We start from the raw sequence: 25,314 nt of genomic DNA on the forward strand, positions 1-25,314 counted from the left end.
CTCGGAAACTCTCCTTACTTGAATTTAATCACTAATTTGTTCGTCAGTTGTTTCGTACGCAGCCATGCTATCACTTCATCGGTCAAATCTTCTACTGTTGCCTGATTAGATGCCACTCTCGTTATGAATTCTTGAACACCTGTACTAGCATTCATTTCGGAAATCACTTTGTTGGCACTGTCAAAATGGTCATTGTAACGATTCAGGGTCGCAGGTGTTACCGGCCACTTTTTTTCAAAGGTCTTTAATTCTGTGATTAATTGTCTAATGTCCTGCGGGTTTTGAACGATGTTTTGCAGACTTTCAAGCAGGCCGATGATATCTTTGTTTTTATTGCCTGCGTATATGGTCCACTTCATTTTTAAGTCGTCATCTAAGCTTTTAAATACTCTGGAAAACCCTATTAGTTCATCACGGCTCATCGTTTTAAGACCGGTTTTCAATAAGGATTCTAATTTTTTGATTTCATATGAAAAATCCTTCTTCGGAAAAGCTTCTTGATCCATTTGATGAAGTGCATGAAAACTTCCTAACGTCCCTTTGATTTTATTGATTTCTGTTTTTGCACTCTGACTAAATAGGTTGACTTTTCGTGCTTGGCGAAGTTGATTATCGATTTCACGATATTCTTCCAAAGTTTTCCGTGCTTCGGCAATTTTATTTAACAGCATGATCTGCACTCCTTTCATGCAGTTCAGAGATAAAGTCTTTGATCGTATTTAACTCATCCTTTACCTCAACAAGTGGATCACTTGAATAGGTGGATAACTCCGTCTTAAATGTGGTCACTTTCCGTTTCTTCTCCGTACTTTTTTCTTCCATCAACTTATTAAAATGATCTAATACACGGTAGAATGGCTGTACTTGAAGTGATGGATTATTCGATAATCCTACTAATTGCTCCAAAGATGAATCTGATTTGGCAAGATCTTGTAACGTAATAATTTTTGACACAATTTGTTCGTAATCTAAGATGCCCTGAGATAAAACTTCAAATTGGGAGGCCTGAAATGGTTCCTGGATTTCCATCAAATAATCCAATAGACCTTTCATTTCTTTGACCGTTTTGTTAACAATCTCGACGGTTACTTTATCCCCTAAGATGGAATTAATCTTATCAATTACAACCGTTGAATGTTTTAATTCCTCATGAATCGCTTTTTTAAGGAGATTTTCGGATTGTAGGTTTGAAACAATGTTAACGGAAGTATACCAGGTACTAGAGCCTTTCGGTAATTTATCAAGGTGTAAAACAAAGTTTTGGGCTTTTAACTTGTTAATCGTGGAAATAATGTCATAAGCATCGTAAAAAAAGGTTGAAGTTGAAGATGCAAATTTAACATCACCCTGTAATTTATTAAAATATCTTCTGAAAAAGTCAGTATGTTCAGGGTTTAGCGATGTTGTAACATTAACCCATGGTTGACTATGCTGTTGGATAAAATCTTTATTTTTATTCTTCACTAATTGGAGATAAATCTCCTCATCTTTCTTTTCTTTACCTGTAAAACCATTCATAAGTGATGTCATAAAAAATTCAGCAGCAATCACATATTCTTCCATATCCCATTTTTCACCTGAGTAATCATATGGTTTTTTCAAGAAAGAAAGAATATGTTCTTTTTCAAGTTCGATCCAGGTATGAAGTGATAAAAGTGCCATATGAGAACCATCAAAATTCCAACTTCCCTTTCCTTCATACTTATATTGTGCAAGAGCTACTAATGCATATCTCAATTGAATACTTCTATTAAACTTGAGAGCATTTTCTTCCTTTACTTTAAACCCTTTTGTTTGTCCTTCAATTAACACATAATTTGGTGAAAAGAAATCTTTAACGAGTATAGCAGGTATACCTTCCAGATCCCAATGAATATATTCACGGATGAATTTCATCAAATCACTTGTCATCCATATATTTGGTAGTGGTCCCCCTTTTACCCATTTCTCGATTTCACTTATTGCTTCATCCAATTCTGGATTTTTAGGCTTGTCGATAACCGTTGGATCTTTTTTACGTTCAACTTTTTCAATAAATGGATCTGGCAGAACTGGTGGTTTCTTTCTATCTATTTGTGTACTTCCAGATCCGCCCCCTGGTTTTTTAACTACCCGGTCTGGATTAGGTGTGATAACGGATTCACCTGATTTAGAGCCTTTTATACCTTCAATGGGTTCTAGCCCGAATGTTTTAAATACATCATCTTCCAAGCCGCCAACGTATCTCTTTTCATTTATCATCTGTTGGTCTAAGGTTCCATTCCCCCAAATTCGGAACACGGTTTGATAACGGTCATTTAAGTGATTTGGCACTAATCTATTTAACACAAGTTCAGTAGTTGTGTCTTTCCAATTGGGTACTCTTATAAAATCAGCTTTAACTTTATCAATCTCCGGTGGAAATTGATCTTTTGGGCCATCGACTGTGTATTTTTGTATGTATTGCAATAATACTGTTTGTAAGAAATTACGTGGTGTCTGTATTTCTAGATTTGAAAAAAAGTTCCATAGTGCAGTTTTCGTAAATGGGAAAATAGTTAATTCTATATTTCCTTCAATGTTAAAATTAGCCCATTCGTGTTTTTTAAATGCAGTTGCAATTGGAAACTCTTCAAGTAAATAACCATTTTTCTTCCATTCTTTGATTTGTGCATCATCTAAATATACAGCGTTGATGTACCGTGCTGCTAATTCCGCACATTCATTTTCATCTTTTATAACGACATTATCTATTTCTATATGACTGGTAATTCTGTCTTTGATATTTCCAGGCATAGAGGTTTGATAATAACCGTTTGTAATACCTACAATGGATATCAATCTACAGAGAGAATCATTTTCTTTATGGTCGGTGATTAATACCTCGACTAAGTCTTTATCCACACCCGTGAATGATGTGATATCTTCAATAAAAAGTGTTAAATTCTTGCCTTCCTTTTTTAACTCTTGACGTAAAAGAGTAAAGATATCTTTTAGGTCCGTTCCCCTTAAACTTAGACACTCTTGCACGACCTTATCAAGGAATTGATTTAGATAACTTGCGAGCTCTTCACGAAATTCTTCCACTTCTTCCTGCTCATCAGGATGCGTTGATTCCTGAATTCCTCCAATTAACCTGAGGGCTCTCTTACTAATATCCGTTTTTTTTAATTCCTGCGCCTGGGCAGAGGTTATATAAAAATCCTGAGGAACAAAATGAGGATCGACATCATTCATGACTTCATTATTTACACCAGGTGCTAGTTTTTTCTGAATCCGGTCAATGGGTCCATTTTCTTTTAATAAAAATTCACGAGTTTCTTGACTGGATAGGTAATCTTGTAAGTTATTCCGCTTATTCGGTTTCAATTTCTTCTCATGTGAATCATCATCCTCTTGGACCGCCACCATAAAGTGTGCGAGAATGATATTCTTTAAATGTTGATTATCCAAATGCTCATTAGCATCAATCAATTTTTTTAAGCGATGGGAGGTCTCGTGATTTTGGATCACTTTGGAATTAATGATCTGCAGTAATGCCCCTTTTAACGTACTTTGCATCCTTGAAATAAAGATAACCGCTTCATTTTGAGCATCATTTTCATAATGTTCTTTAATCCATCTGATTAAATGCGATTTTCCTGAGCCATTATCCCCTTTAACGACATGGAACTGGTGACTTTGGCGGTTTTCCATAATAATCCGATAAAGATCGTTCTCATGGAAAAACTCCTCACCGCTTAAGAATAGGCTATTGCTCATCATCTTTATTGCTTTGAAAGGCTTATGTGTTAGCATAAAGTAATCTTTATCTACTGTAATTGCATTTATTTGAAAGACATTCGAAAGTTTCTGCTTGTATTGTTTACTATCCATTTTCTATCAACCTTTCACCATGATTTCGGTTACTTGATTCGTTATTTCATGCGTAGGAACATCCCATAAATACCATATGTCTTCCACATCTCGTGTATTTTTTAAGGTAATGACATTTAAATCATGTAACGTTCTTAAACCAAGAGATAACGCAAATGAAAGTTGTTGAACAGCAATCTGTTCATTGTATTTAAGATTTAATTTCCCACCATCCAACTCAGGGCAGTTTTCACCAAGCCATTTCATAAACGTTTTAAATGGGATAAAATCTCCTTTGCGAAGTTTCTCGTCAGATTCTAAGATACGTTGAATTCTTATGGCTGGATTACCGATAAACCTACCATCCATAGTATGTCCAAGCCCAAAATAATTTGCCCAAGTCATCCAAGCAGTTATATTTTCTGTGTTAAATTCATTCGTTAACTGAACTTTTTTTGTCACTTCATTAAAAAAGCTTTCAGCTAATTCTTCCTTTGATTCATTCATCGCTTTCTCGCTTCTTGTAATAAACCAAGCAGAAAATCGACCGAAAATAAAATCTGTATTATGGAAGGCCTTAACCGCTAAATAACGCTCAAATCGCTTAAGATCACGGACATCCTCTTCAGGTACATTCAAATGGGCAAAATTCTGTTTATCTACAGTGATTAAACCACCATTTTTTGCAAGATTCATCACTTCATTTGCTTGAATTTTATCAGCAGAATTTGGCTGAACAAATTCCTTTACTGTATCCACGTGATACGATCCCAACAGTAAAAACTTGCATAATGCGTGTACCCTTCCAGGTGTCTGCATATTTTTCATCCTGTTATCAAATGGCATATTCCACCATCCTCTCTATTATCAACTTTCAATTTAAATATCCTTAGATTCACTTTAACAACATGGTCAATAAAGTAAGAAATCTAAGGATATCATCTTTACATAAACTCAGAAATAAACATGTCATCCTGTCGTTCGAGAAAATCATGGAGATCTACTGCTATATTATCGATTATGCTGTCTAGTGTTTTTCCCTCTGAAGGAATCATGATGTCCGGAACTGAAATATGGACCACTTTTCCAAGTGGATGTCTTGCTAGAAAATTCCTTGACCAAAGGAATAACCTATCATTTTGCTTTTCATCACTTCTATAGAAAATGGCAACCGAACCTTTTAATAGGCCTAATGGATAAGTGGCTAATTCTTCAGCCGTTAAGAATGTATAATTAATCGTTCCTTCACCTGTTGGGGCTTTCTGAACCACCTCTGTCAAGTCCAATCCATTTTCATCTGGTAAAATCATCGAGGATACGTTGCTATCCGTTAATTGCTGAATAACCTTAACCAACTCTTCTGAGTTCCATTGGTTTTCGTTAACCTTTAAGATAATCTCCTGGAATCCGCCCGAGAATTCTTGCAAGCTGCCTGTTAATTCGCCATTTGCCACCATAATTTGATTCGTAAATGGAATCGAAAGTTTTGGACGGTGATACCGGATATCGATTCCTTGTGCACGGCAGGAAGGACAACCGCCACATGCTTCTAGTGCATATGTGTAGGTGTCAATAAAGTATTCAGAAACACATTCTTCTTCTCTATCAACTACCAGTTTTCTTATTTGTCTAAGATTTTTATTTACACTTTTTCGTTCCTTATCACGGTCAGGTCCTAGAATGTGGATAAACTGTTCCTTATCGTTAACCATGGAGAAGTGTAAGATCTTCACCAATAATCGTCTAAAGGATTCACCCGTTTCATACCAGGTATCGAGAATCTCGATGACACCATGTCTTGCCAACATGAGACAAACGGCTTCATTCCATGCAGCATTACTTTTACCTGATTCTCCAGAGAGACCTTTATGCTGCGAATTCATATACAGCCAAAATTCATCTGATTTCTTTGATGACTCTCTCCGTTCAAACATCGCATGCCAACGATCCCATAGCATATCGATGGTTAGGACCGACTGGGAAGTCAAGTTATTTTGAACAGCTGTATCATACTCATATACATAATTTAATAAACTAATTGACCCGAATCCATCGCGCCCTCCTCTACCTACTTCCTGATAGTATCTATTGACACTTTCAGGAAGACAGCAATGGATGACCGTGCGGATATCTCGTTTATCTACGCCCATTCCAAATGCGGAAGTAGCAACGATCATGTCAATTTCATCATTGTTCCATCTTCGAATAATTCGTTCGCGTTCAGTATCGGATGTATTGCCAGAAAAAGTTTCAATACTTTTATAGCCTTTTTCGTGCAACATAACTTTCCAAAGTCTTGCGTCTTCCAATTTTGAAACATAGAGAATAATCGGTCGCGGCAAGTAAGGAATGATTTGGGTAATTTTTCGATATCTCTCGGGATTTGATCTGCTCTCACTAATAAAATAAGTAGGTTCTAAGCGCAATTCGTCCCCGCGAATTTCTGTATATTTGTCATTGTGAGAAAAAAGATGCCTTAGTAAACTGGTCGCATCATCTGTCAACGTGGCCGACAAAAGAATGGTTTTCAACTTTCCTTTTGTCGCCTTCAGCAACCGTTTTTGGAATACTGTTAAAAGTTGAAAATCTGTTCGGAAGTGACTCCCCCAATCGAGCACGATATGAGCTTCATCAATAACGAACCGAGTGATATTCCCTCGCCAACCAGCATCTTCGATTACAGTGGCCAATGATCCATTGACGATTGACTCAGGGTTGGTATATAAAATGGGTAAAGAACCTTCTCGTAGTCCTTCTAAAATGATCTGCTTTTCTTCAATCGGCATTCCACCATAGTAGGCCTGGGGATGAAATTTTTCTTCCCGGGCATTAGGGAAAAATTTTTGTGCCGACATTTTTTGATCCAATGCTAACGCTACAGTAGGAACTACAACAATGGTCGTTCCTGCTGTTTCTCTTAGTGAACCCACGATGGTCCCGCCTTCTGTTTCATAGAAAGAAGGAAGTAAGAAAACTAAACTTTTGCCTCCTCCTGTTGGTAAGGCAGCCACTAACGTCTCGCCTTCTTCCATGTTCAGGCAAGCCTTCACCATCACTTTCTGCGCCTCTGAGCGATAATTTGTGAACCCCGCCATGTGGTGTAAGACCCCGTCCCCAATGGGTGCATTTACCACTCGTCTTTCAGGTAAGCGGTAAATCTCATGGATTTTCTCCATATCTGGGAGATGTTCAGGGTATTCGGTGTTCACTTCTCCATCCGACCTCACATATAAACCAACTTGGTCGGCAATTCTCATGAGTTGATCACGTAATGCATAGGAAACCTGGACCTTCTTCTGAAACATAAGAATAAATTGACGTAAATGTCCTGCAAAATCGAAAATCGATGTTTGCTTATGGTTGGAATATAGTTGTGTAAGACAACGAAATAAACGCTTCACGCAACTAGCGGTAGATTGTAAACGAATATCGGCATTTTCAAGCAGATGATTCAATTTTTCGATGCCTTCATCCATATCCATTTCCTCAAGCAAGACCCTCTGCGTTAAATCATATATTTTTTCCAACCATGTTCACCATCCTTATAAAGGCCACAGATTCCAATCGGAAAATTGGATTCTCAATCCCTTCCTGAACAGCATTATAGATTTTTTTCAAATACTTAACATTGCTATCATCTTGGTAACCGTAATAAAGGTTTGATGCTTTTAGTGAGTTAATTCGTTGTCCAAAATCTTCTTTTGCTTGTTCAACATGAACTTCTAATGTAAAGTGGTCCCTTACCTTTTGTATACTGCGTTCGTAACTCGTTTCAATCATATTTTCCCAGATGTCACGCGGATACTCTTCTACAAACTGTTTGAAATTTCCTCCGCCACGTTTCCCCATATGGCTCAATACTTTATCCGGCAAATGACCAGACATTACCGAAAGAATCGTTCTTTCATCAACCTCATCTCCACCGACCTGCTCCACCGTTTTAAAGTGCTGCAATGGCAGATAGCCTTGTGCATGATAAAGATGATCCATACTTTCATCGATTTCAATCAACGGTTTCGGATTTAACGAAATCGACCAAGTAAAAAGGAAACCTTCCCAATCCACACTATTGGTTCGAATTTCAAGGGCTGTTGACCGTCCGGCGTAAAGTTCGTAGGCATTGTTCACGATGGAATCAAATAGTAAATCACCTGGAGCGAAAAACATAAGGTCTTCTCGTTCAATCGCTTTTTTCCGGATGAAGGTACCTCGTAATTGCTGTGAACGTAACGCTCTTTTCCTGGCTTCATTTAAATTAGGCACAAAATATTGAGCATTGTTCATGGATTTAAAATTAAATGATTTTGGTGAGTACATCACAGCTGTTCCGTTTTCGACACTTTCTCCGTGTAAACCGCATAATGCCGACCAAGTCATCATTGTAGAAGCCAGAACCCCGCCATCATCCTCATCAAATTGCTCAATTAAATATAGCAGTTGTTGTTCTACCGATTGATCTAATTGCCTTGCTACATCAAAGAAACGTTCTTCTTCAACTTTTTCTCTCATTTTCGCGAGAGATGCGTTAATTTCCCCTAACTTTTTGCTTAAACCATTTTCTAAATTGGAGGTAATTGCATTGGTAATGGAATTTTGAATCTCATATAGGGCAATTTCAATCCCGCTTAAACTTTCATCAAATACTTGTAACCCTTCATCCCATAAACGGAATAATTCTTCTTCAATCGTTTCTTCGGAGCAAAAGACAACAGACAGCACATCTTTTTCCCGATTTAAACGGTCAATCCGGCCAATACGCTGTTCAAGGTCCGTTGGCGACCATGGGATATCAATATGGACGAGAAAATCTGCCATTTGGAAATTTCGTCCTTCCCCACCTAGCGGGTCGCAGACCATAAACCGACAGTCTGGTTTACTCTGGAAATCGTCAACTGCTCGCTGAAGTTCTTCTTCATTTTTACCATGGTAAAAGCTACGAACAGTGGCCTCACCAAATCGAGATACAAGTAGTCGTTCTAACTGAGCAATCGTTTCTTTCCATTGCGAAAAAATCACGACCTTTTTATTTTCCGCATTTTCGGTTAAGTAGTCTAAAACATACATTAATCTTCCCTTAATTAAATCAGGATCATTGTAGAGATCTTCCGTTTTGCTAAATTCTACTTCTGCTTGTCTTTTCCACCTGTTTGTCAAGGCTGATAATTCATGTAAATAATGTTCCTCGTCAGGTGTTGCAGGCAATTGCAATAATGGTTTTAATGCCTCCCTATCGACGGTTATGTTATTTTTTAAGAACTCAAGCCGTTTTGTAATGATGGAATCCAATGCCCAAGGTGAACTATACATGCCGGATAAGAAGATCCGGTGGTAGGCACCTTTTAATTTGGCATCAAAACCTTGTCGATTGATACTATCTAAGTAATTCAGTAAGGTTTCGTTTACATCAGCTTCATAATAGAGCATATCTGAGCCTTGCATTTGATAGGTGACAACCTCTTTATATCGCTTAGGAAGTTGCTGCTCTAACTCTTTTCTGCGATGACGGATGACCTTACGCTCAATTTGGTAATTTTCCGCTAGATAGGCAAGCGCTAATTTAACTTGCTCCAATCCTTGGTCTTGTGAATCAGCATCAATCTTGTCAATTAATTGATCAAATATATCATCATCTAGGCGTTTTGAGATTTTCTCAAAATTATCAATAAAATCGTCCACTAACTCATCTTCTTGATAATCCGAGAGCTCTTGCATCATTTGATACACACGTCTACGGATGTAGGATTGTTTTTCTAATAATTCATCGAAATGACTTTCTGACATCGTTAAATATTTATTCGGTTCAAGCAAGCGAACAAGTTTCAAAAACTCATTTGGACGTGATTGAATCGGCGTTGCACTCAATAGTAAAAGGTTTTCAACCCGCTCGCTGACTTGGAGTAATTTTTCGTATTCTTCATCCAGAAAGAGCAAGCGGTGTGTTTCATCCACAATTACCAGGTCCCAATTTCTCCTCATGACCTTATCACCTATTGCTGTATTTACCTTCTCTAACGGAAAGAGCACATTGGAGTGATCACCTAGACCATTCGTTTCACCGTACACGTGAAAATTTGACCAGAACTTAAATGATAATTCATTTCTCCACTGGTAAAGTAGGGATTCCGGTGTAACAATTAAAATTTTCATATCGCCAATACGTTTTTGAAGCCCTTTCATAATGACGATCGCTTCAATCGTTTTCCCGAGACCTACCTCGTCAGCCAACATAAAACGACATGGTCTTTCTGAAATCGCTCTCACAATGGTATCCACTTGGTGCTTTAACAAATAAACGCGGGAGCCTACCAATGTATCAAAACCAAATGTTGCATTCTTTAATGTATGGAGCGAGTTGGTAACGATTTCACGTTTCATGTACCATCTCGGATTGTTTAACTCATAATGCAGGATCTGGTTTACTGGATCTACATCTGCTCGGTTAAATGAGACTGTTAGTCCTGATTCACAAAGAATCTTGATTCTCTTTTCTTTACCTGATGGGACTACAACGTAGTACCAGTAATAACCCTTTTCATCTTCATGTGAAAATTGTATGATCTTAACTTCTTGATTCAGATTGTGAAGCTCCGCCCTAGTATCTGGTAGAATCTTAACGTGTTCCACTTGGGTCACGTGATACTTCTCTTGTTTAGGGACTTTATATAGAGAAAAATAATCAAATTGCTTATCTAAATTAAAAAACTGCACAGAAACCTGTTCTTCATATGTATTTATGGAATCTGCCTGTCCTAGGGCGAATCTCCTAGGTGTGTCTGGATGCTCATAATCTATACTACATCTAATATACATACCAACTTTGATTTCCCCAACCACAGCAATCAACACCTTATTACAAATTATGACATACTTTAAATTTAACATATATGCATTTAGTATTCCTTTTTAAAGTTTTATTTCATCAGTTTTCTAAAAAATGAGATGCAATGAATTGCATCTCACATTTTTTCAATATGCTTTTCAAGTTCTCTTATCATACTTGAACTTCCCTTTGCATGACAAAAAATTAAAGGTAATTTACTTGGTCGTTCATCTTGTATAAACAATGTCGCTGCATGCTTAGCACTAGCTGTAGCTACAATTAAAATATCTGTAGACTTTGAAAGAATTCGCAAGGCATCGGTTCCCACCTTGTCATTATTGGTTTGAACATGAATATTATTTTTAACTTTTGAATCAAGATAGGATTTAACACGTTGAGAAACCCGATCCATAAGAGTATAAATCCCAACTGATTTTCCCTCTAATTTATCCCAAAAGGATTCATTAGCTGCGTCCTTAACATTCTCTTTTGTCCAATAGGCTTCATTGATCCCTTTCCATGCTTCAATCTCATTCAGATCCATATGCAAGAGTTTAATCATTTCCCAGTCGCTAGTCTTCATAAATCTAGAGAAAGTACCCAAATGCTGATTGAGTTCCTTTAAAAAGGCTATTCTCTTTTCTTCGTTTAAGCAGGGATAAAGGATTAATGCCTCAATCACATCGATTGCCCAACTAAGATTCGTGTAAGAAGCCGCAATTTTCCATAAGCTTATACCAGAGGAAACAACATCGTCATATTCCTTCTTCGACAAGCCAACCGATAAAACAGCTATCAATAGATCTTGATAAATCGAAAGTTCCATTTCTCCTATTTCCTCGGAAAGAGTCAACAATTCCAACAAAGTCAGATAAATCGTCTTACACTCTTTTCTTGGCCACACAGGATCATTTTTAAAGAAATCAAGAAGATGTGGATAGCTATAATACAGGTTCTCTAAAGTATATTGTTCAGCGATGCAGTCTTCTAACTTTAGTTTAAGTGTTTCAATGCCATCCTTTTGTGCAAGAATGTCATCTACACTCCATTCTTGTGCACCTTTTTGCGCCAATTGGATGTTCTCCCGGTGAGAACGTTGGTTAATTTGTTCGAGCCAAACCACCCAATTGGTTGGAACCTCAATTGAAGGTTCATTATTGGTTTGTGATTCTTGATTCGATAAATAGTCAAGAAATTCTTTATTTCTTCTACTTTTTAAGAACAATTGTTGTTCCTCAGCAGCCAACAACTTAAACGATTGTAACGCCAATCTTTCTGACTCTAATGACTGAATTTCATAGGTACAATCAAAAAGTAGCATTGTTTTTTCAACCGACTGTGGCAAGGATTGAAGTATATTAAACGCCTCTTCAAAATTCCCTTCATAAATTTCCTTTCTAACTAAGTCAAAGCTTACTGGTTCCTTTTCTTGAGGTTCGACTGTAACTTTCCCAGCAATTTTAGATAAGAATCGGCCAAACTCATCATCAGCATCTACCTGTTCCAAAATCGATTGAATCCAGTCCTTTTTCTGTGGTTCAATCACTACCGCACGAAGCCAGAAACAGGTGATCGCTTCACGACTTGAAAAGTTTCGCTTATTTGTAAATAGACTTTGATAAAGAGGATAAATTTCCTCTTTAAAAGTTTGCAGAAGTCCCGCAATATCTTCAAGTTTTGGGACGAGATGGACATGGTATACCGCTTTAATCATTGCCTCTGTTACTGCTGGTGGTCTGCGCATATTCATTAATTCAGGAAAACGTTTTAAGTGTAGAATATCCTGCCAGCGTCTAAAAGCTACAAGCATTTCAACTTCTAAAAATAAAATGTTTTTTGAATCTAAATAATGGCCTTGTTTTAATTGTTCAAGTTCTTTTTCCGCAATAGCGCGATTGCTCGTCTGCAGGGCAAGATGAAAATCCCTTAGTAATTTCCCCAAACTTCTAATGGTTTGGACTTCAGTTTCAGGCTTTTCACCCCATAATTTTCTCATCGTTTCTAAGGTATCCCAAATGTATTTATTATCAGCTTGAAAACGATAATAACGCCCATTCGATAACCTATTAACCTCTTGGTCTATCAGATTATTATGGATGGGCACTGCACGAATTCCACTGAAGTCTGAATACGTAACACCTAGAAAATGAACCAGATGTTCACCTAAACGACGGAATTGGAGATCAGAAAAAGCAATCCCATACCAGATTACTTCATTCGTTTTTGGAACAATGACAGGTAATAGTGTTTCTTTGGGCTCGTCTCGACGGATTCTTTCCACCCAGGGTAAAATTTTGTGCTGCGCGTTACCTTCTGTATGGATTTTTTCAAGTGAACACTTGTTATCACTTCCAAAAAACACATCTAAAAATGGCTTAACCAAGGTGCTCGTCCCCCCAGCGGTTGGCAAATTCAATTCGATTTTGCGAAATATCCTGTGGGTCCGTGATCAATTGGACAGATTCCTCGTTAACCGTAATCCCATTAAAGGTGAAATTCATCGAACCATTTAAATAAAATTGATCACCAAGCAGCCCCTTTGAATGAAGCAAATAGCTAGAATAGATATGCACACGGTCCTCGTATTCTTTCGTTGCTGCTTTAAGTTTTTCCAGAAATCGATTATTATGTGGGTCTGGCCGGGTGGCGAGACGGATGACCGTTCCATTCTCAACCAATTTCACCAGCACCTCTGAAAAGGTAACCTTTTTCCTGGACCAATGAGGTTCAATCGTTAAAAATTGATTCGCTTCATTGTAGATAATCGGAATATCGGATATCCAAGGAGAAACAATCCAGAGACAACGGCTTGGTTGAATGATCTCCATTACGAACAACGATTGCAGGACATCAGCAATCTCTTGTGAATAATTCGTTGTATGAATAAATCTTGATGGATAGTTTGTCTTCATATTTCCTCCCTAATATCAACCGTGACGATGTAATGGTCCGAGTCTCTTTTCATACCTTCTACACGAGGATATATGTGTAAATATCCGACATCAATCGGCTCTGACGCCAAGCGAAGCAAGGCATTTCGTAAATCATCTTTATTTTCAACATGTGCGTAAAGTTGGACATGAGAAGATTCTTTTAGTATCTCAACCGTTTTTTCATACCAACTCTCATCGGTTATCCAAACTTTCCGCTCATGATTGATGCTTTGGCTTAACAGTTCCCTTTCCATTGGAACATTTTTTGAAAAAGGATTATAGTAGTCCAAAGCTTTTGCGCCTATTATATTACCCTTTGGCCATAACAAACCATATATTACTTGATAACGCCAGTTTTCATCTTGCAGTGCTTGGGGATCGATATGTTGCAGCGAGTGCTTAAATTGATTAACGATCGACGGATTTGAACTGAACATATAAGCAAAAACACGTCCGTCCGTTTCAATCCCTAATCTCTCCTCTTCTTGTTTCCATAATTCCATGATACTCCGTAATAAATCATCTGTTTCTTTTGTACTTCCTGGTTTTAAAATACGATTATAAATCGCATTTCTTACCGAATGAGTAAGTAAGATGCCGGATTCACTTAGTTTCTGGTTTAATTCTTCAAGAAGTTGATTGATTACTTTGTAATTATCAGCAGTTCTAACATTCTGAAACAGCACTTGAAGATCAAGTTGTGTATCCATTAATTTTAAACAACGAGTTAATTCTGAATCAATTAATTCGGCGTCTGAAGGGTCTAACGCACTTTCGACCAAGCGGAAAAACCGTTTCGGATCATCATGATACTTTTTAACAATCTCTTCAATAATCCCACTGCCTCCAGAGGTTGTTTCCGTAATCCAAATTTCACCAACGCCTTCAGGAATCGGATTCATTTCCGGTGGACGAGGTCCGCCATCCACATCGACAATTAAGTCGCCGCTATTAAATTGACCGGTCATTTGTTTACAAGCTAGCAGCAATGCTCCTCCGAGGGTTGTTTTCCAACGTTCCAATGCCCACTGTTGCCAATTGTCATCCATTTCTCCCCATAATACTGCAGCCAAATCATGCATGGTATTTACGACGATATCCTGTTCACACAAGGAAAGAAGGGATTGATGGACTTTCTGGCGATTTTTTTCACCGTTCTCATCTGGTACTTCATCATTTTCTGACAACCCTTGAAAGATAACATCTAATACTTCATTAATAACTTCTAAGAAATTTGCGTTCTTCCATTCTCGATGGGCTTGTTCAAGGGATTGATTATTTTTCATTGCTTTTGATGAGATAGCTGATAAATAGACTTCACCTAAACGCTCGCGCTGAAAAATATTTACGATCCCATCTAATCGTTTATCCGTCATCATCAGATGGCGGAAATAAGCGGTTCGGAATGAACGTAGAGTTACAGGATCGGTGAACGATGGAGAGATGATATCCCCTTTAGGAATGACATAACGGAAAACAATTCCATCCACTTGAAGTGTATACCCTAAAGCAGTTGGATTCTTTACCTCATCTGTAAAACTAATTTCCGTTTCTAGTTCATTAGTTTGGCCATTTTCATTTACTCTTATATTCGCTGCGGAACCAAGTGCAAAGCGACGAACGGTAACGGTCGAGCGTAGATTATGGCTATGGACGACAATCTCCTTTAACGTTTTGTTCCATGCTGCACCTCGTGGAATAGATAGCGTCAATCCATTCTTCTGGTCCTGATTCCCGGAAAATTCAAAGGTCGGGAATAACTGGCTTTTCCATATCAACTGGCTGTTGGATGTTGGAGCAATTTTGTCATCGACACGAACAGGATGAATTACCCATGGTCTAAACGCAGAGATTCTCATCACTCGACCATCTTCAACGACTTCAAATTCGCCCAATGGTTCAAGTTCAGGACAGAAAGTTGATAATGGTAATTCCTGTTTACCTGCTTCTAATACCGGTGGAGCGATCCAGTGGCTTTCGTTACTAGTATGAATACCAAATCTCCTTGTTACCTTCCCTGGTGAAAATGTATTTAACGCCTGTAGAATCGGCATCATTTCTTCATTATCATTCTGATTGAATTTGGTTTCAGGTAAGTCAATCATGACTTCCGGTAAATTTAAGTCGCTAAACAAGTTGGACGGAATAAACTCAGGTAGCGGTGATGTAGTCTTATAACTTTCTTGTTTTCCTGGTTTATTAAAAACGCTCCAATTCATTTTTAAGCGGCGTAAGATAGTAGGAATTACGGAATACATGATTGCTCTAGGTGGTTCCCAAAGAATAGAATGAACATCCTCGCGGGTAATGTTTAAGGCATCTTCTAAATAAGCCGCAAACTTATTTCGATATCTTTCATCCTTCATCAAGCGTAATAGAAGTTCACTTTCCTTTTCTTGTCTTTGCTTCTTCTTTGGCGCATTATCTCCATAAGGACTACAGAAATCATTCCAAACATTTACTGGACCGTGAATTTCTTCGGAAAGCCATTCCATTAAGCAATAAACTGCCTGCATTCTTAGAACATACCGATTGTTAATCGGCAAGTTTCTCTTTTCAAGGACAGGATCAAACAATGTTTCATAGCTTTGATAGACCAGACGATCGCGCCCATAATCAGACAAAACCGTTACCATCCATGGCCGCATCACACGATTACGGCCAGCACGACCTTTTCGTTGTAAGAAAGAAGCTAAATCCATAGGCGCTTTGTGCTGGACAACCCCACCAACATCCGGGTCATTATAACCCACTTCAAGTGAAGCCGTAGACACAACAATTTCCGCATTCGCCGCTACACCAGCATCTTGAGAGCTGGTCCGTCCAATGGGGATGCTTTGACTTAAATCATGACCTATTTGTTCGGCATAGAACCAGGATTGCCCTAATCGCAACCGTTCTTTTGCCTCCGGTGCATTATGTTTCCGGTGAATGGCTAACGGTTTTTTGTTTCGTACCGGTCTTCCCCAACTGTTTAGACCTTCGGCGTCTAGAATATTGTGGTAAAGTCGATTTGTTACATCCAAATCATCGGTAAACACAAATATTTTCTGTCCAGCCATCCCCTCTGAGGGTTCACCATTTCTGTCTAGCATTCTTCTTAACAGCATCGAAGTTTGAATGGTAGTTGAAAGCAAGGATGTTCCAGATACGGGATCTCCACGGAGAATAAGTTGATACTCTTTCCCCTCTGGAATCATGTCATCTTCCAATGGTACAATCTCTTCAATCTGTGGTACTTCTAGTCCCGTTAATTGGCTAAAGAAACTCGCTGCTTCCTCTAAGGTAGCCGATAAGCCGGTAAAATGAATTGGGCTGTTAACAGCACGTCTCCATCTTCGAATTAATAAGGCTACCTGAGCACCATGGGCACCTTCATAAGTATGAACTTCATCGAGGAGCATCATCAGTGGTGGACGATTGGTAAATAACCCGATTAATTTCCCATACCAACTATCACTCATGGTTCGATTTAACATTTCTGTCGTTGTAAAGACCACATCCGGTAATTCTTTACGCATGCTATCTCTTGTTAAGAGGACTTCATCGTTTCCAATTACACTGTGACATAAAGGCAGCGAGCAGGTTAACCGTTCAATTTTCTTTGTGATATCTTTTTTCTTCCAAACCATAGGTCTATCACAGTTCGGACATGTAATGTAGGGACAGACATAGCCTTGTTTGTCACTTGAAAGGCTCCACTTATTATCAATGTCTTGCAAATTGATTGATTTCGGTGTTGGCCCAAAGAAAGCACCTATTTGTAATTTCCGAGCACCTCGTTTTAATAAATACGTGTCCAGTCGGCGTGCTTCCTTATACGTTTCCATGAATTGGTCTTTTAACAATTCATTTCTTGGGTAAAGTGCTAATGCCTTAGTCCAGTGATCGTTTTTTTCGATTTGGCCGGCAATATGGGTTAAGGCTGGTAAATAGAAAGACAGTGTCTTACCCGTACCTGTACCTGAGCAAACAATCATTCCTCGATTGCTGTTGCTTTCTAAGTCCTTTAACATCGTCTTTACTGCCCGAATTTGAAATTCTGAAAGGAGAAAACGCTCACGATTCAATAAATGATGAACGGCATCCATTCCATATTCATTCAAAAGTGGCGATAATTCATCCTTTGCAGTATCGACCGAAATGTCCCTTCTAGGATATTTTCTTGGCCTCGTCTGGAAGCGATAATCAGATACGAGAGTCGGTGACTCCTTCCATTTCTCAGCAGAAAATATTTGTTTTAACCTGGCTAATAACCGAACCGTCTCTGCCATTCTTGTTCGAATTAAAACTCGATTATTTGCCTGGATATCTAGGATCATTCTTTTCTCCCATAAATCATCCACTAACTCATTGGGAGAAAAGTATTGGTCGTGTTTTTCTAACCACTCTTCAGCCATTTCAAAAATCTCTTCTTCTGAAAACCCGCCATCTACATAGCCCCAGGATAAAAGTTTAGCTTCTCGGTCTTCTATGAAACTAAGAAATTCTCGTACGGCTTCCTCTAAATTCATTGAATCCCTCTTCTCGCAAATTATTGAATCATTTTAATAGAAATGAATGGGTCTAATTTATGTTGTTTTAGCCAACCTATCACTTCCACGGTTAACATCGATAACGTAGCCCCTCTATGAGTACCAGTACCTCGTAAAAAGGTTAGGACTTCTTGTGGAACATCGTCTGCTCCAAGATGATTCCACTTCGCTACTAAGTTTTTACATTTTGTTTCGATGTTTGCTATATCTTGTGTGGTCGTTGGTAATACCCGAATTTCAGTTTGTATACTTTCATAAATTCGGTTGATCTCACTGGTTGTAACTCTAAAGGAAGAAATTTTCCCTAATATCAATAATATCTCCGTATTTAACGCAGGAACTTGCTTATTTATATACGCTATCCAGACATCAAGGAAATTTCCAGTCATGTCATTGGTCAATTTATCAATCTTTCTCGAAAGCTGATCCAGTGCATTTTGATCTTTTATCCAGCTCGGATCCTCTAAATACTTTTGATTCACTTCTTGCAATTTTCTTGCTGCATCGGCAAGTTGTCCGTTAAAATCTGCTGTTTGAATTCCTTTTTCTTTTAAAACCTGATATGTCTGAAATATCTTTGCTAATTTGGTTGATAGTCCTGTTAACAGGTTTTTCCGAGAGTTAAAGGCTTGGATGTTTTTTCGTTGCAGGAGCATGGTTTTCTTTTGTTCAATCCGACCCACAAGCTCTACAGCACTATTACTTAACATGGACTTCAGCTCCTTGCATAGCATCTAACATGTTCTTTATCTCTTCAAAATTAGTCTCAATTTCCTTCTTCAAGCGATCAAGTTGTTGTGTACCTTGTTGAGTTGATAAATCTGAAATATCTCGCTCCACTGCTGTGCTTGTTTTTTGTAAAAATTCATTTACTTGCTGAAGAATGGAAATGGTGTTAAATAATAATTCGTGATCAAGTTTTCCTAATTGATTGAGTAAGTCTAGTAATTTTCCATCCTGACACAAAATGGTTAATTCATGCATACACTCTTTCAATTTCAATTCATCCAATTGGGTAATTTTTTGAACTAAGCTCATCCGCTCAGGTCCTACATAACTACCTTCTTGCGCTGAAACTTCTATCGCTTTTATCAATTCTGCTTTGATTTCAGTCAAGGTAGGCTCCTCGCCAAATGCCGTTTTTAACATCCCTAACTGCTGTTCTTTCAGCATTCTTTCTTTTTCCATAAATGCTGGAAGGTTCTTTTGCAGGTATTGATACGTTTTCTTCAAGTGTTTAAATTCACTATGTTCGATGTTGATCTCAAGGGTTAACTTACCTTCCGTTAGAAGGGTCTGTAACGGCTCGATAAATTGGGAAGCATCAATAATTTTATAGTCTTGAGAGTCCCCTTTGGTACACGCAATTTGAGCTAATAAGATGTCGTGAATATCCTTTTGTGTTTTTACCAATTCTCCCTGCACTTTATTCCAGTCATCTGAGTAAGAAGAACCTGAAGCGATAACCTTTGAGAGCAAGGCATTAGCTTGGTTTTGCAATGATTCCTTGTCGAGTTTCCCGTTCATTGCTGCTCCGACCGCCAATACTTCTACCGCAAATGGAACAGGATTAAATACATCTTTTTCTTTTAGTTCCTTGATTTGACGGAGAATACTCTCGCTCCATTTGGCTATGTATCTAGCAAAATAACGGAAGTAGGTTTTACCTTCTTTAAAATTCCAATGTTTGTGATGCTTATATAAAAGGATCCCTGTTAACACGATGGACGTATCGTTCCATTCGTCTTTTTCTAATGGAAGCACAATCTTAATGAGCGACTTTGGAATCACCGTTGCCTGTTCATGAAAGTTGATTCCTTTTACTTTCCAAAGGTCTTTTTTAAACCATGGTTCTGAAAGAAATTCAGAATTCCAATCAATATATGAATTGATCGCCTCATAAAGATGCTCGCGCAAATCTTGTGATAGCGTTTGTGGGAGTTTCCCACCATTGTTCCAGTTCTCAATCAAATTCACTTGGTCCTGAACCTTTTTTGGAAGTGTATTTTCCGGTTCACGAAAAACTTTTGGACCCTTGACCGGGTTATCAGGTTCATTTACAGGAGGTTCTTCGTCTTTAACTGGCTCCACAAGTTCCATTCCACCGCCAATTTGCAATTCTGGAAGGGAAAATGCTTCATGTATACCAGGGTGAAGATCGATGATATCACTCGTCGTACTCCACAACTCTAATAAAACCTCACGTCGTTCTGAATGCGTTGGGTCTAATTTTTGTAATTCATTATATTTGAGTGCATTTAATCGATTTTTGGTTTTACCCCCAAAGACTTGAATTAATGCTTTAGGCGGGAATGTTCCTTCTTTTATATGATAGCCATAGTTTGCTAATGTTTGTTTCAAGATATCTTTAATTAGAATACGCGGATTGAAGCTCGGCGTTTCTGTAGAATTAAAGCGTTTATTCATCACATTAAAGGCATCGGAATTAAATGGGTATAAACCAAATCCATCTGAACTTCCAAATGAGCTATGACATTTATCGATTAATGGACAGTCCACACACTTGGATGGAAGCACCTCAGGAGAATCTAACTCCAAATTTTGCTCATACCAACTGATTAATTCGCTATTTTGATAACGAATGGCATTCATATAACGGCCGACAAAAATATCCATGTCTGCTTTTGTGAATAAACTTTCATCCGCCCTTACATCAAGACTAACCCTTAATTCAACGCGATGATGTACGGTATCAGGGAGTGTTTGGAAGTAACCACTCGTACAAGCCATTGCCACCCGTAAATTACAAAGTTTCTTGGTATGCTGATTTGGTCTTACTAACAGGGCATCAAGTAATTGAAAATCGATGCCTTGTAACATCGCAAAATCCTCAATTAAGATGACGAGTTCGATACCTTGTATTCCTAGTTCCTCGCGAATGTCTGTCATCAGGTTAACTAAGTCAGCACCTCTTAAACTTAACATTAGCGTAATTGCTTCGTTCAAGTTTTTATTAATCCACTTGATTGCGGCTTCCTTTAACTCTGAATCATTCAACGCTGCATAAATTTCTTGTGCTGCAAGACTTGCTTTCGCGATATCTCTTACGTTTAAAGGAAGGTCTGCTTCTGTGAATTCCCGCCTTGTTTCTAGTCGTAATGTCTTTTCGTTTTTCCCTAAGATATGCTCGACTAATAGATCGATGATTCCCCCTTCTTGCAGCAGTATTTTTCTAAAGAATGAATCATGAAATAAGTCTGGAAGTGCTTCAACAAAGTATTCTTCCATCTCAGATAGATTTTGTTTTCCATGGGCACCATTGGGTCCAATCGCAACAGCAATGTTATGTAATAGTGTTTCTCTTGCTCTTTCAGGAGTTAAATTTTCTGAGGCACTATTTATTTTTTGATGGTATTGATCAAATTGTGGTCCCTCTACCCCCTCAAGAATCATTTCTAGGATTCTCTTTAAATTGATTCCAGAGCGAGGAATAAGAATGACACGGCGTTTTTCCGTAGTCGGAAGCTTTGAATGAAGCCAGCGAATTAAATGAGTTTTACCCGTTCCGGCGTCACCAAGAATACTGGAGAAAATATAGTGCGGTGGCCTCAAAAATTCCTTTAGAAAGCTATCTTCATCAAATTCTATTTTGGCAGATACAGTGGTATCAGTTGCCGTTTCTTTATACATTTTTATCGGGTGGTGTGTCGCAAGAAATATATGTTCGGGAATTTCCAGTGCATCTGGCTCCATTACTTTGTCAATCATATCTTCGTTCCAACACATATACGCTTTCATACTTTGACTCATTATTACGACACTCCTTTCCCGATCCATTTAATTTCCGAAATACGTTTCTCACTTTCTCCATCAGCTAGAACATAGAGATCGGCATCCGATTTGCTAGCTAGTGCAATCGTTCCTTGTTCATTTAATTGAAATAAGGCAAAAGAAGTTACTTTTGATAAATGTTTAGGAGGTAATGTCTCAATTTGATACTCCTGATTGATTTCATCACGAATCTTCCCTTCTTCAAAGACAGGACATAATGTTGCCAATTTTCCAATGAATTCATGGATACTTAAAACCTCTTTATTTCCAAATATAAATGGTAATAACGATGTGATAAGTTTAATAGGATCCGGTGTGATCCTGTCCCGCTCTCCCTTTAAGGAATAGCGCCAGCCAAAGCCGAGAAAAACAAGCCAGTGCGTAAATTGGCCAAAACGGTTATCATTACATCCGAGCATGCTTCCACCAATTTGCTTTTCTAGTGCAATATTGGCTTCATCCCATGTTCCAGGTGCCGCAAAGGGATCCTGCATTAAATACCAAGCCAACAATCGTAAAAAATCATCATTTTCCTTATTCTCATCTGAGGTGAATAATCGAAAAATGTTTACTGCCAAGTTTTCGTCTGTTAACCCCTCTAGTTGTTTATTTAAAGATATTTCTTCACCACCAGCTTCAAATAAGCCCATTTTTATCGTTTCATTGATGACGCCACGAATCATTTTGAGATGCTCTGACTTTTCGTGATTTACACCCGGTTGAAGTGATCGAGGTGAAAGAATCTCTTCTGCTGTTTTTCGATTTAATTTATGTTGATCACTGTTTAATAACAGTCTGTACGCGCCTTTTACTCTGCTTGGTGTTGCATATATTTGGTTTAATACGCTCAAATCAATCCCACCTCTAGCTTAAATTCATCAATTGTATAATGTCGCAGTGATAGTACATCTTTTAAACGTCTATTTTGATTAGTCGGATCTTTGATCATGTCTGGTAAGAAATAAATTTCCGCCAATGAAGGGGTATGGTCCCCTTTTAAACGTCTTTGAAATGGCCTTATTAGTTGTGAATGTACTGGATGAAAAACGAAGGTTCGAACATTTGGCCAAACAAACCACGCCGGAATGCTGTCAATATCTGTTAAAAACACAATCTTATCCTTCAACAACATATGATCTTGCTGGACCATTTCCAGAAAGTCATGATTTCCAACAATATGTTGCACTCCTTGCTCTAAAAACCAACCTAACAACATTCGCCATTTATGCTGTTCCCTTTTCGGGAGTGACATAAAGTTTCCAACTGTAGATGGATAAAACATTACGAGTCGTTGGTCTACATCTCCCAAAAACGTATGTAAAAAGTCATGTTCACTTGCTTTTGTAGTAGGCCATTGGATGACATTCGAAGATGCAGGATTTGCAAAAGGTGTAAGGTCTGATTTTCGGCAGGATGGGCATCCCCCACAAGCAATGGCTACATTGATTTCTTTTCGGTATGGCAATTCTCGTTTGGAAATTCGATAAATGTTTAGCAGAATTTCAGAAACGCAAGACTCCCCTTTTAAAAATTGTTTCATTAGGTTAAGACTCTTAACCTCTGATTCTCTACTTTTTTGGCGAATGGGTTCAATTACTTGTCCCCAACGTGATTCATTTAAGTGCTTTTCATCGATAATTTTCACAAGACGATAATCGCTCCCGACTGCTTCCTTGTCCTTACTTCCTGCTTCCCACATTAATTCAATCAAGCCGGCACGTGACATTAGATTAAGAGTCCGAACATTCCATACTTGATTTTCCCGAGAACTCATATCGATATCCTTTTCACTGTAACCAGGCGAGAGGTTGATAGGAACAAAAAACTCATCGGACTTACCTTTAACAGGAAGTTTATGAGAAAACATTTGCTGCCATCGCTGCATCCCTCTATCCACGCCGATGAGAATCGTTCGATTCATCCCTTCTGCCGTCCGTAAATCTGCGTCGGTATAAAGTAGTAATGAAAGGGACGCGCAGCCATCACGTCCGCCTCTGCCGATTTCCTGATAAAATCGATCGATATTTTCAGGGATACAGGCATGAATCACAGCTCGCACTTCAGCTTGATCCACACCCAGGCCAAAAGCAGAAGTTGCTACTATAATATCAATATCACGATTTTGCCATTGCTGAATAATCTTATTCCGATTTTGAGAAGTTGTATCACCGGTAAAGATCTCACAACGGGTATAGCCATGGTCATCGAGATCAAATGCAATCTCATTTGCATCCTTTACTTTACTTGTATAAATAATTAATGGTCTTGGTAAATGGGCTAAGGCTTCTAGTAAATAAGTTCGCTTACTATCATCATTCTCACATTTCTTTACCCAATAAGAAGGTTCCGGTCGTAGTTGAACGGATGAAAACGTTTGAAAAGGTCCTGGTTTTGAAAACAGCGTTTCAATGGTATCCAGACACACATCACTGATGGTTGCCGATAGGAGTAACGTCATGAACGGCTCATCACAAATAGACAACAAGTAATTTCGGAAACCAGCTAATTGCTGAAATGCTGGTCGAAATTCATCTCCCCACAAACCGACAATATGGGCTTCATCGATGACAAACATTTTTAGGAAACCACGTTCTGCCGCAACTTGTAAAGGAATATGCAGCGACCCTATCAAACTTTCAGGTGAAGTAAAGACAATACGCTGGGTTCCGTCCATAATCCGCTCTCTTATTCCCTTTTTAACATCACTTTGCTCAGTCCCACCATAATAGGCAGTAGGATGAGAGAAAAAGGCTGACATCGCTCTTTCCTGATCAATACAAAGAGCGACCGTCGGAACAACCACCAATGTTAAACCAAAATTTTTCCCATGAAGGACACCTGGTAATTGTGCACATAAACTTTTTCCAGTTCCAGTAGGTAAATTCACTACTAATGTTGATCCCGGAGTTGCAGATAAGATAGATCGAATCGCATCTTTTTGACTTGCACTTCGGTAAGTTTGTCGACCTACTTCTGTTAAAAACGGATCGCCTGAAACGGGAGCATAATTGTTCCGTTTTGTTAAGGCAAAAAGATCTTGGTCTGGCGGATTATCATTTGCCTCAGGCAACCAATTTGGCATCCAGCGTTTAGCTTGGATTAGATAGCCATCCTCATGTTTATCCACTACCTCAATACCAAATTGACGCCATTCCATCTCGTCGGGCCAGATACCCTCTCCCGGCACCTTAAGCAGCATACTCTCACCATTTTGCTTTTCCGATTCAAAACGTAAGATATTTCGTATGAGCGAAGCTAAATCCATTCTCCCAAGTGAACGAGGATTTTTCATCGCCCTTACCCACCTTTTATAATAAGAGGATGTAAAAGTAGTTTCATCAATTTCAGTTATGTTTTCCGTATCATATAGTAACTCTCTAAATCTTTGAAACTCTTCCAT

12 protein-coding genes are annotated in these 25,314 nt (G+C 38.5%); all 12 read right to left on the reverse strand.

The window, feature by feature from the left end; genetic code table 11:
* Positions 1 to 14: 14 nt before the first annotated feature.
* The gene (locus FS608_RS17705) at positions 15 to 671 is read right to left on the reverse strand and encodes a hypothetical protein (protein ID WP_144553381.1); all 657 of its coding nucleotides are present in this window, start codon (positions 669 to 671) and stop codon (positions 15 to 17) included.
* Positions 658 to 3,855 (reverse strand): P-loop domain-containing protein, encoded by a 3,198-nt coding sequence (locus FS608_RS17710; protein WP_144553383.1) that lies wholly within the window; start codon positions 3,853 to 3,855, stop codon positions 658 to 660. Before FS608_RS17710 ends, FS608_RS17705 begins: the two co-directional genes overlap by 14 nt.
* 6 nt (positions 3,856 to 3,861) lie before the next feature.
* The gene (locus FS608_RS17715) at positions 3,862 to 4,680 is read right to left on the reverse strand and encodes a hypothetical protein (RefSeq protein ID WP_144553385.1); all 819 of its coding nucleotides are present in this window, start codon (positions 4,678 to 4,680) and stop codon (positions 3,862 to 3,864) included.
* A gap of 98 nt (positions 4,681 to 4,778) precedes the next feature.
* Entirely contained in the window at positions 4,779 to 7,361 is a 2,583-nt protein-coding gene (gene dpdF / locus FS608_RS17720) for a protein DpdF (protein ID WP_144553387.1), read from the reverse strand.
* Complete coding sequence (locus FS608_RS17725; protein ID WP_186328789.1) at positions 7,345 to 10,668, reverse strand: SNF2-related protein; 3,324 nt, start codon at positions 10,666 to 10,668, stop codon at positions 7,345 to 7,347. The genes dpdF (FS608_RS17720) and FS608_RS17725 overlap by 17 nt, the downstream gene beginning before the upstream one ends.
* Before the next feature lie 122 nt (positions 10,669 to 10,790).
* Positions 10,791 to 13,037 (reverse strand): protein DpdD, encoded by a 2,247-nt coding sequence (dpdD, locus tag FS608_RS17730; RefSeq protein WP_144553391.1) that lies wholly within the window; start codon positions 13,035 to 13,037, stop codon positions 10,791 to 10,793.
* On the reverse strand, positions 13,030 to 13,566 hold the full coding sequence (dpdK, locus tag FS608_RS17735) for a phospholipase D-like domain-containing protein DpdK (protein ID WP_144553393.1): 537 nt from the start codon (positions 13,564 to 13,566) through the stop codon (positions 13,030 to 13,032). Before dpdK ends, dpdD begins: the two co-directional genes overlap by 8 nt.
* Positions 13,563 to 18,101: a protein DpdJ gene (gene dpdJ, locus FS608_RS17740; protein ID WP_144553396.1), complete on the reverse strand. Its 4,539-nt coding sequence runs from the start codon at positions 18,099 to 18,101 to the stop codon at positions 13,563 to 13,565. The genes dpdK and dpdJ overlap by 4 nt, the downstream gene beginning before the upstream one ends.
* Before the next feature lie 20 nt (positions 18,102 to 18,121).
* Entirely contained in the window at positions 18,122 to 18,832 is a 711-nt protein-coding gene (locus FS608_RS17745; RefSeq protein ID WP_144553398.1) for a hypothetical protein, read from the reverse strand.
* Complete coding sequence (gene dpdH / locus FS608_RS17750; protein ID WP_144553400.1) at positions 18,822 to 21,893, reverse strand: protein DpdH; 3,072 nt, start codon at positions 21,891 to 21,893, stop codon at positions 18,822 to 18,824. Before dpdH ends, FS608_RS17745 begins: the two co-directional genes overlap by 11 nt.
* A 2-nt stretch (positions 21,894 to 21,895) precedes the next feature.
* Positions 21,896 to 22,765, reverse strand: coding sequence for a protein DpdG (gene dpdG, locus FS608_RS17755; RefSeq protein ID WP_144553402.1), 870 nt, complete (start codon positions 22,763 to 22,765; stop codon positions 21,896 to 21,898).
* Complete coding sequence (gene dpdF / locus FS608_RS17760; RefSeq protein ID WP_144553404.1) at positions 22,762 to 25,314, reverse strand: protein DpdF; 2,553 nt, start codon at positions 25,312 to 25,314, stop codon at positions 22,762 to 22,764. Before dpdF (FS608_RS17760) ends, dpdG begins: the two co-directional genes overlap by 4 nt.

It is taken from the genome of Bacillus sp. X1(2014) (genome assembly GCF_007678255.1).

Excerpts from the sequence above, each read along its gene's own strand:
- FS608_RS17705 (WP_144553381.1), bottom strand. The coding sequence starts at position 671 with ATGCTGTTAAATAAAATTGCCGAAGCACGGAAAACTTTGGAAGAATAT.
- FS608_RS17710 (WP_144553383.1), bottom strand. The coding sequence starts at position 3,855 with ATGGATAGTAAACAATACAAGCAGAAACTTTCGAATGTCTTTCAAATA.
- FS608_RS17715 (WP_144553385.1), bottom strand. The coding sequence starts at position 4,680 with ATGCCATTTGATAACAGGATGAAAAATATGCAGACACCTGGAAGGGTA.
- dpdK (WP_144553393.1), bottom strand. The coding sequence starts at position 13,566 with ATGAAGACAAACTATCCATCAAGATTTATTCATACAACGAATTATTCA.
- dpdJ (WP_144553396.1), bottom strand. The coding sequence starts at position 18,101 with ATGAATTTAGAGGAAGCCGTACGAGAATTTCTTAGTTTCATAGAAGAC.
- FS608_RS17745 (WP_144553398.1), bottom strand. The coding sequence starts at position 18,832 with ATGTTAAGTAATAGTGCTGTAGAGCTTGTGGGTCGGATTGAACAAAAG.
- dpdH (WP_144553400.1), bottom strand. The coding sequence starts at position 21,893 with ATGAGTCAAAGTATGAAAGCGTATATGTGTTGGAACGAAGATATGATT.
- dpdF (WP_144553404.1), bottom strand. The coding sequence starts at position 25,314 with ATGGAAGAGTTTCAAAGATTTAGAGAGTTACTATATGATACGGAAAAC.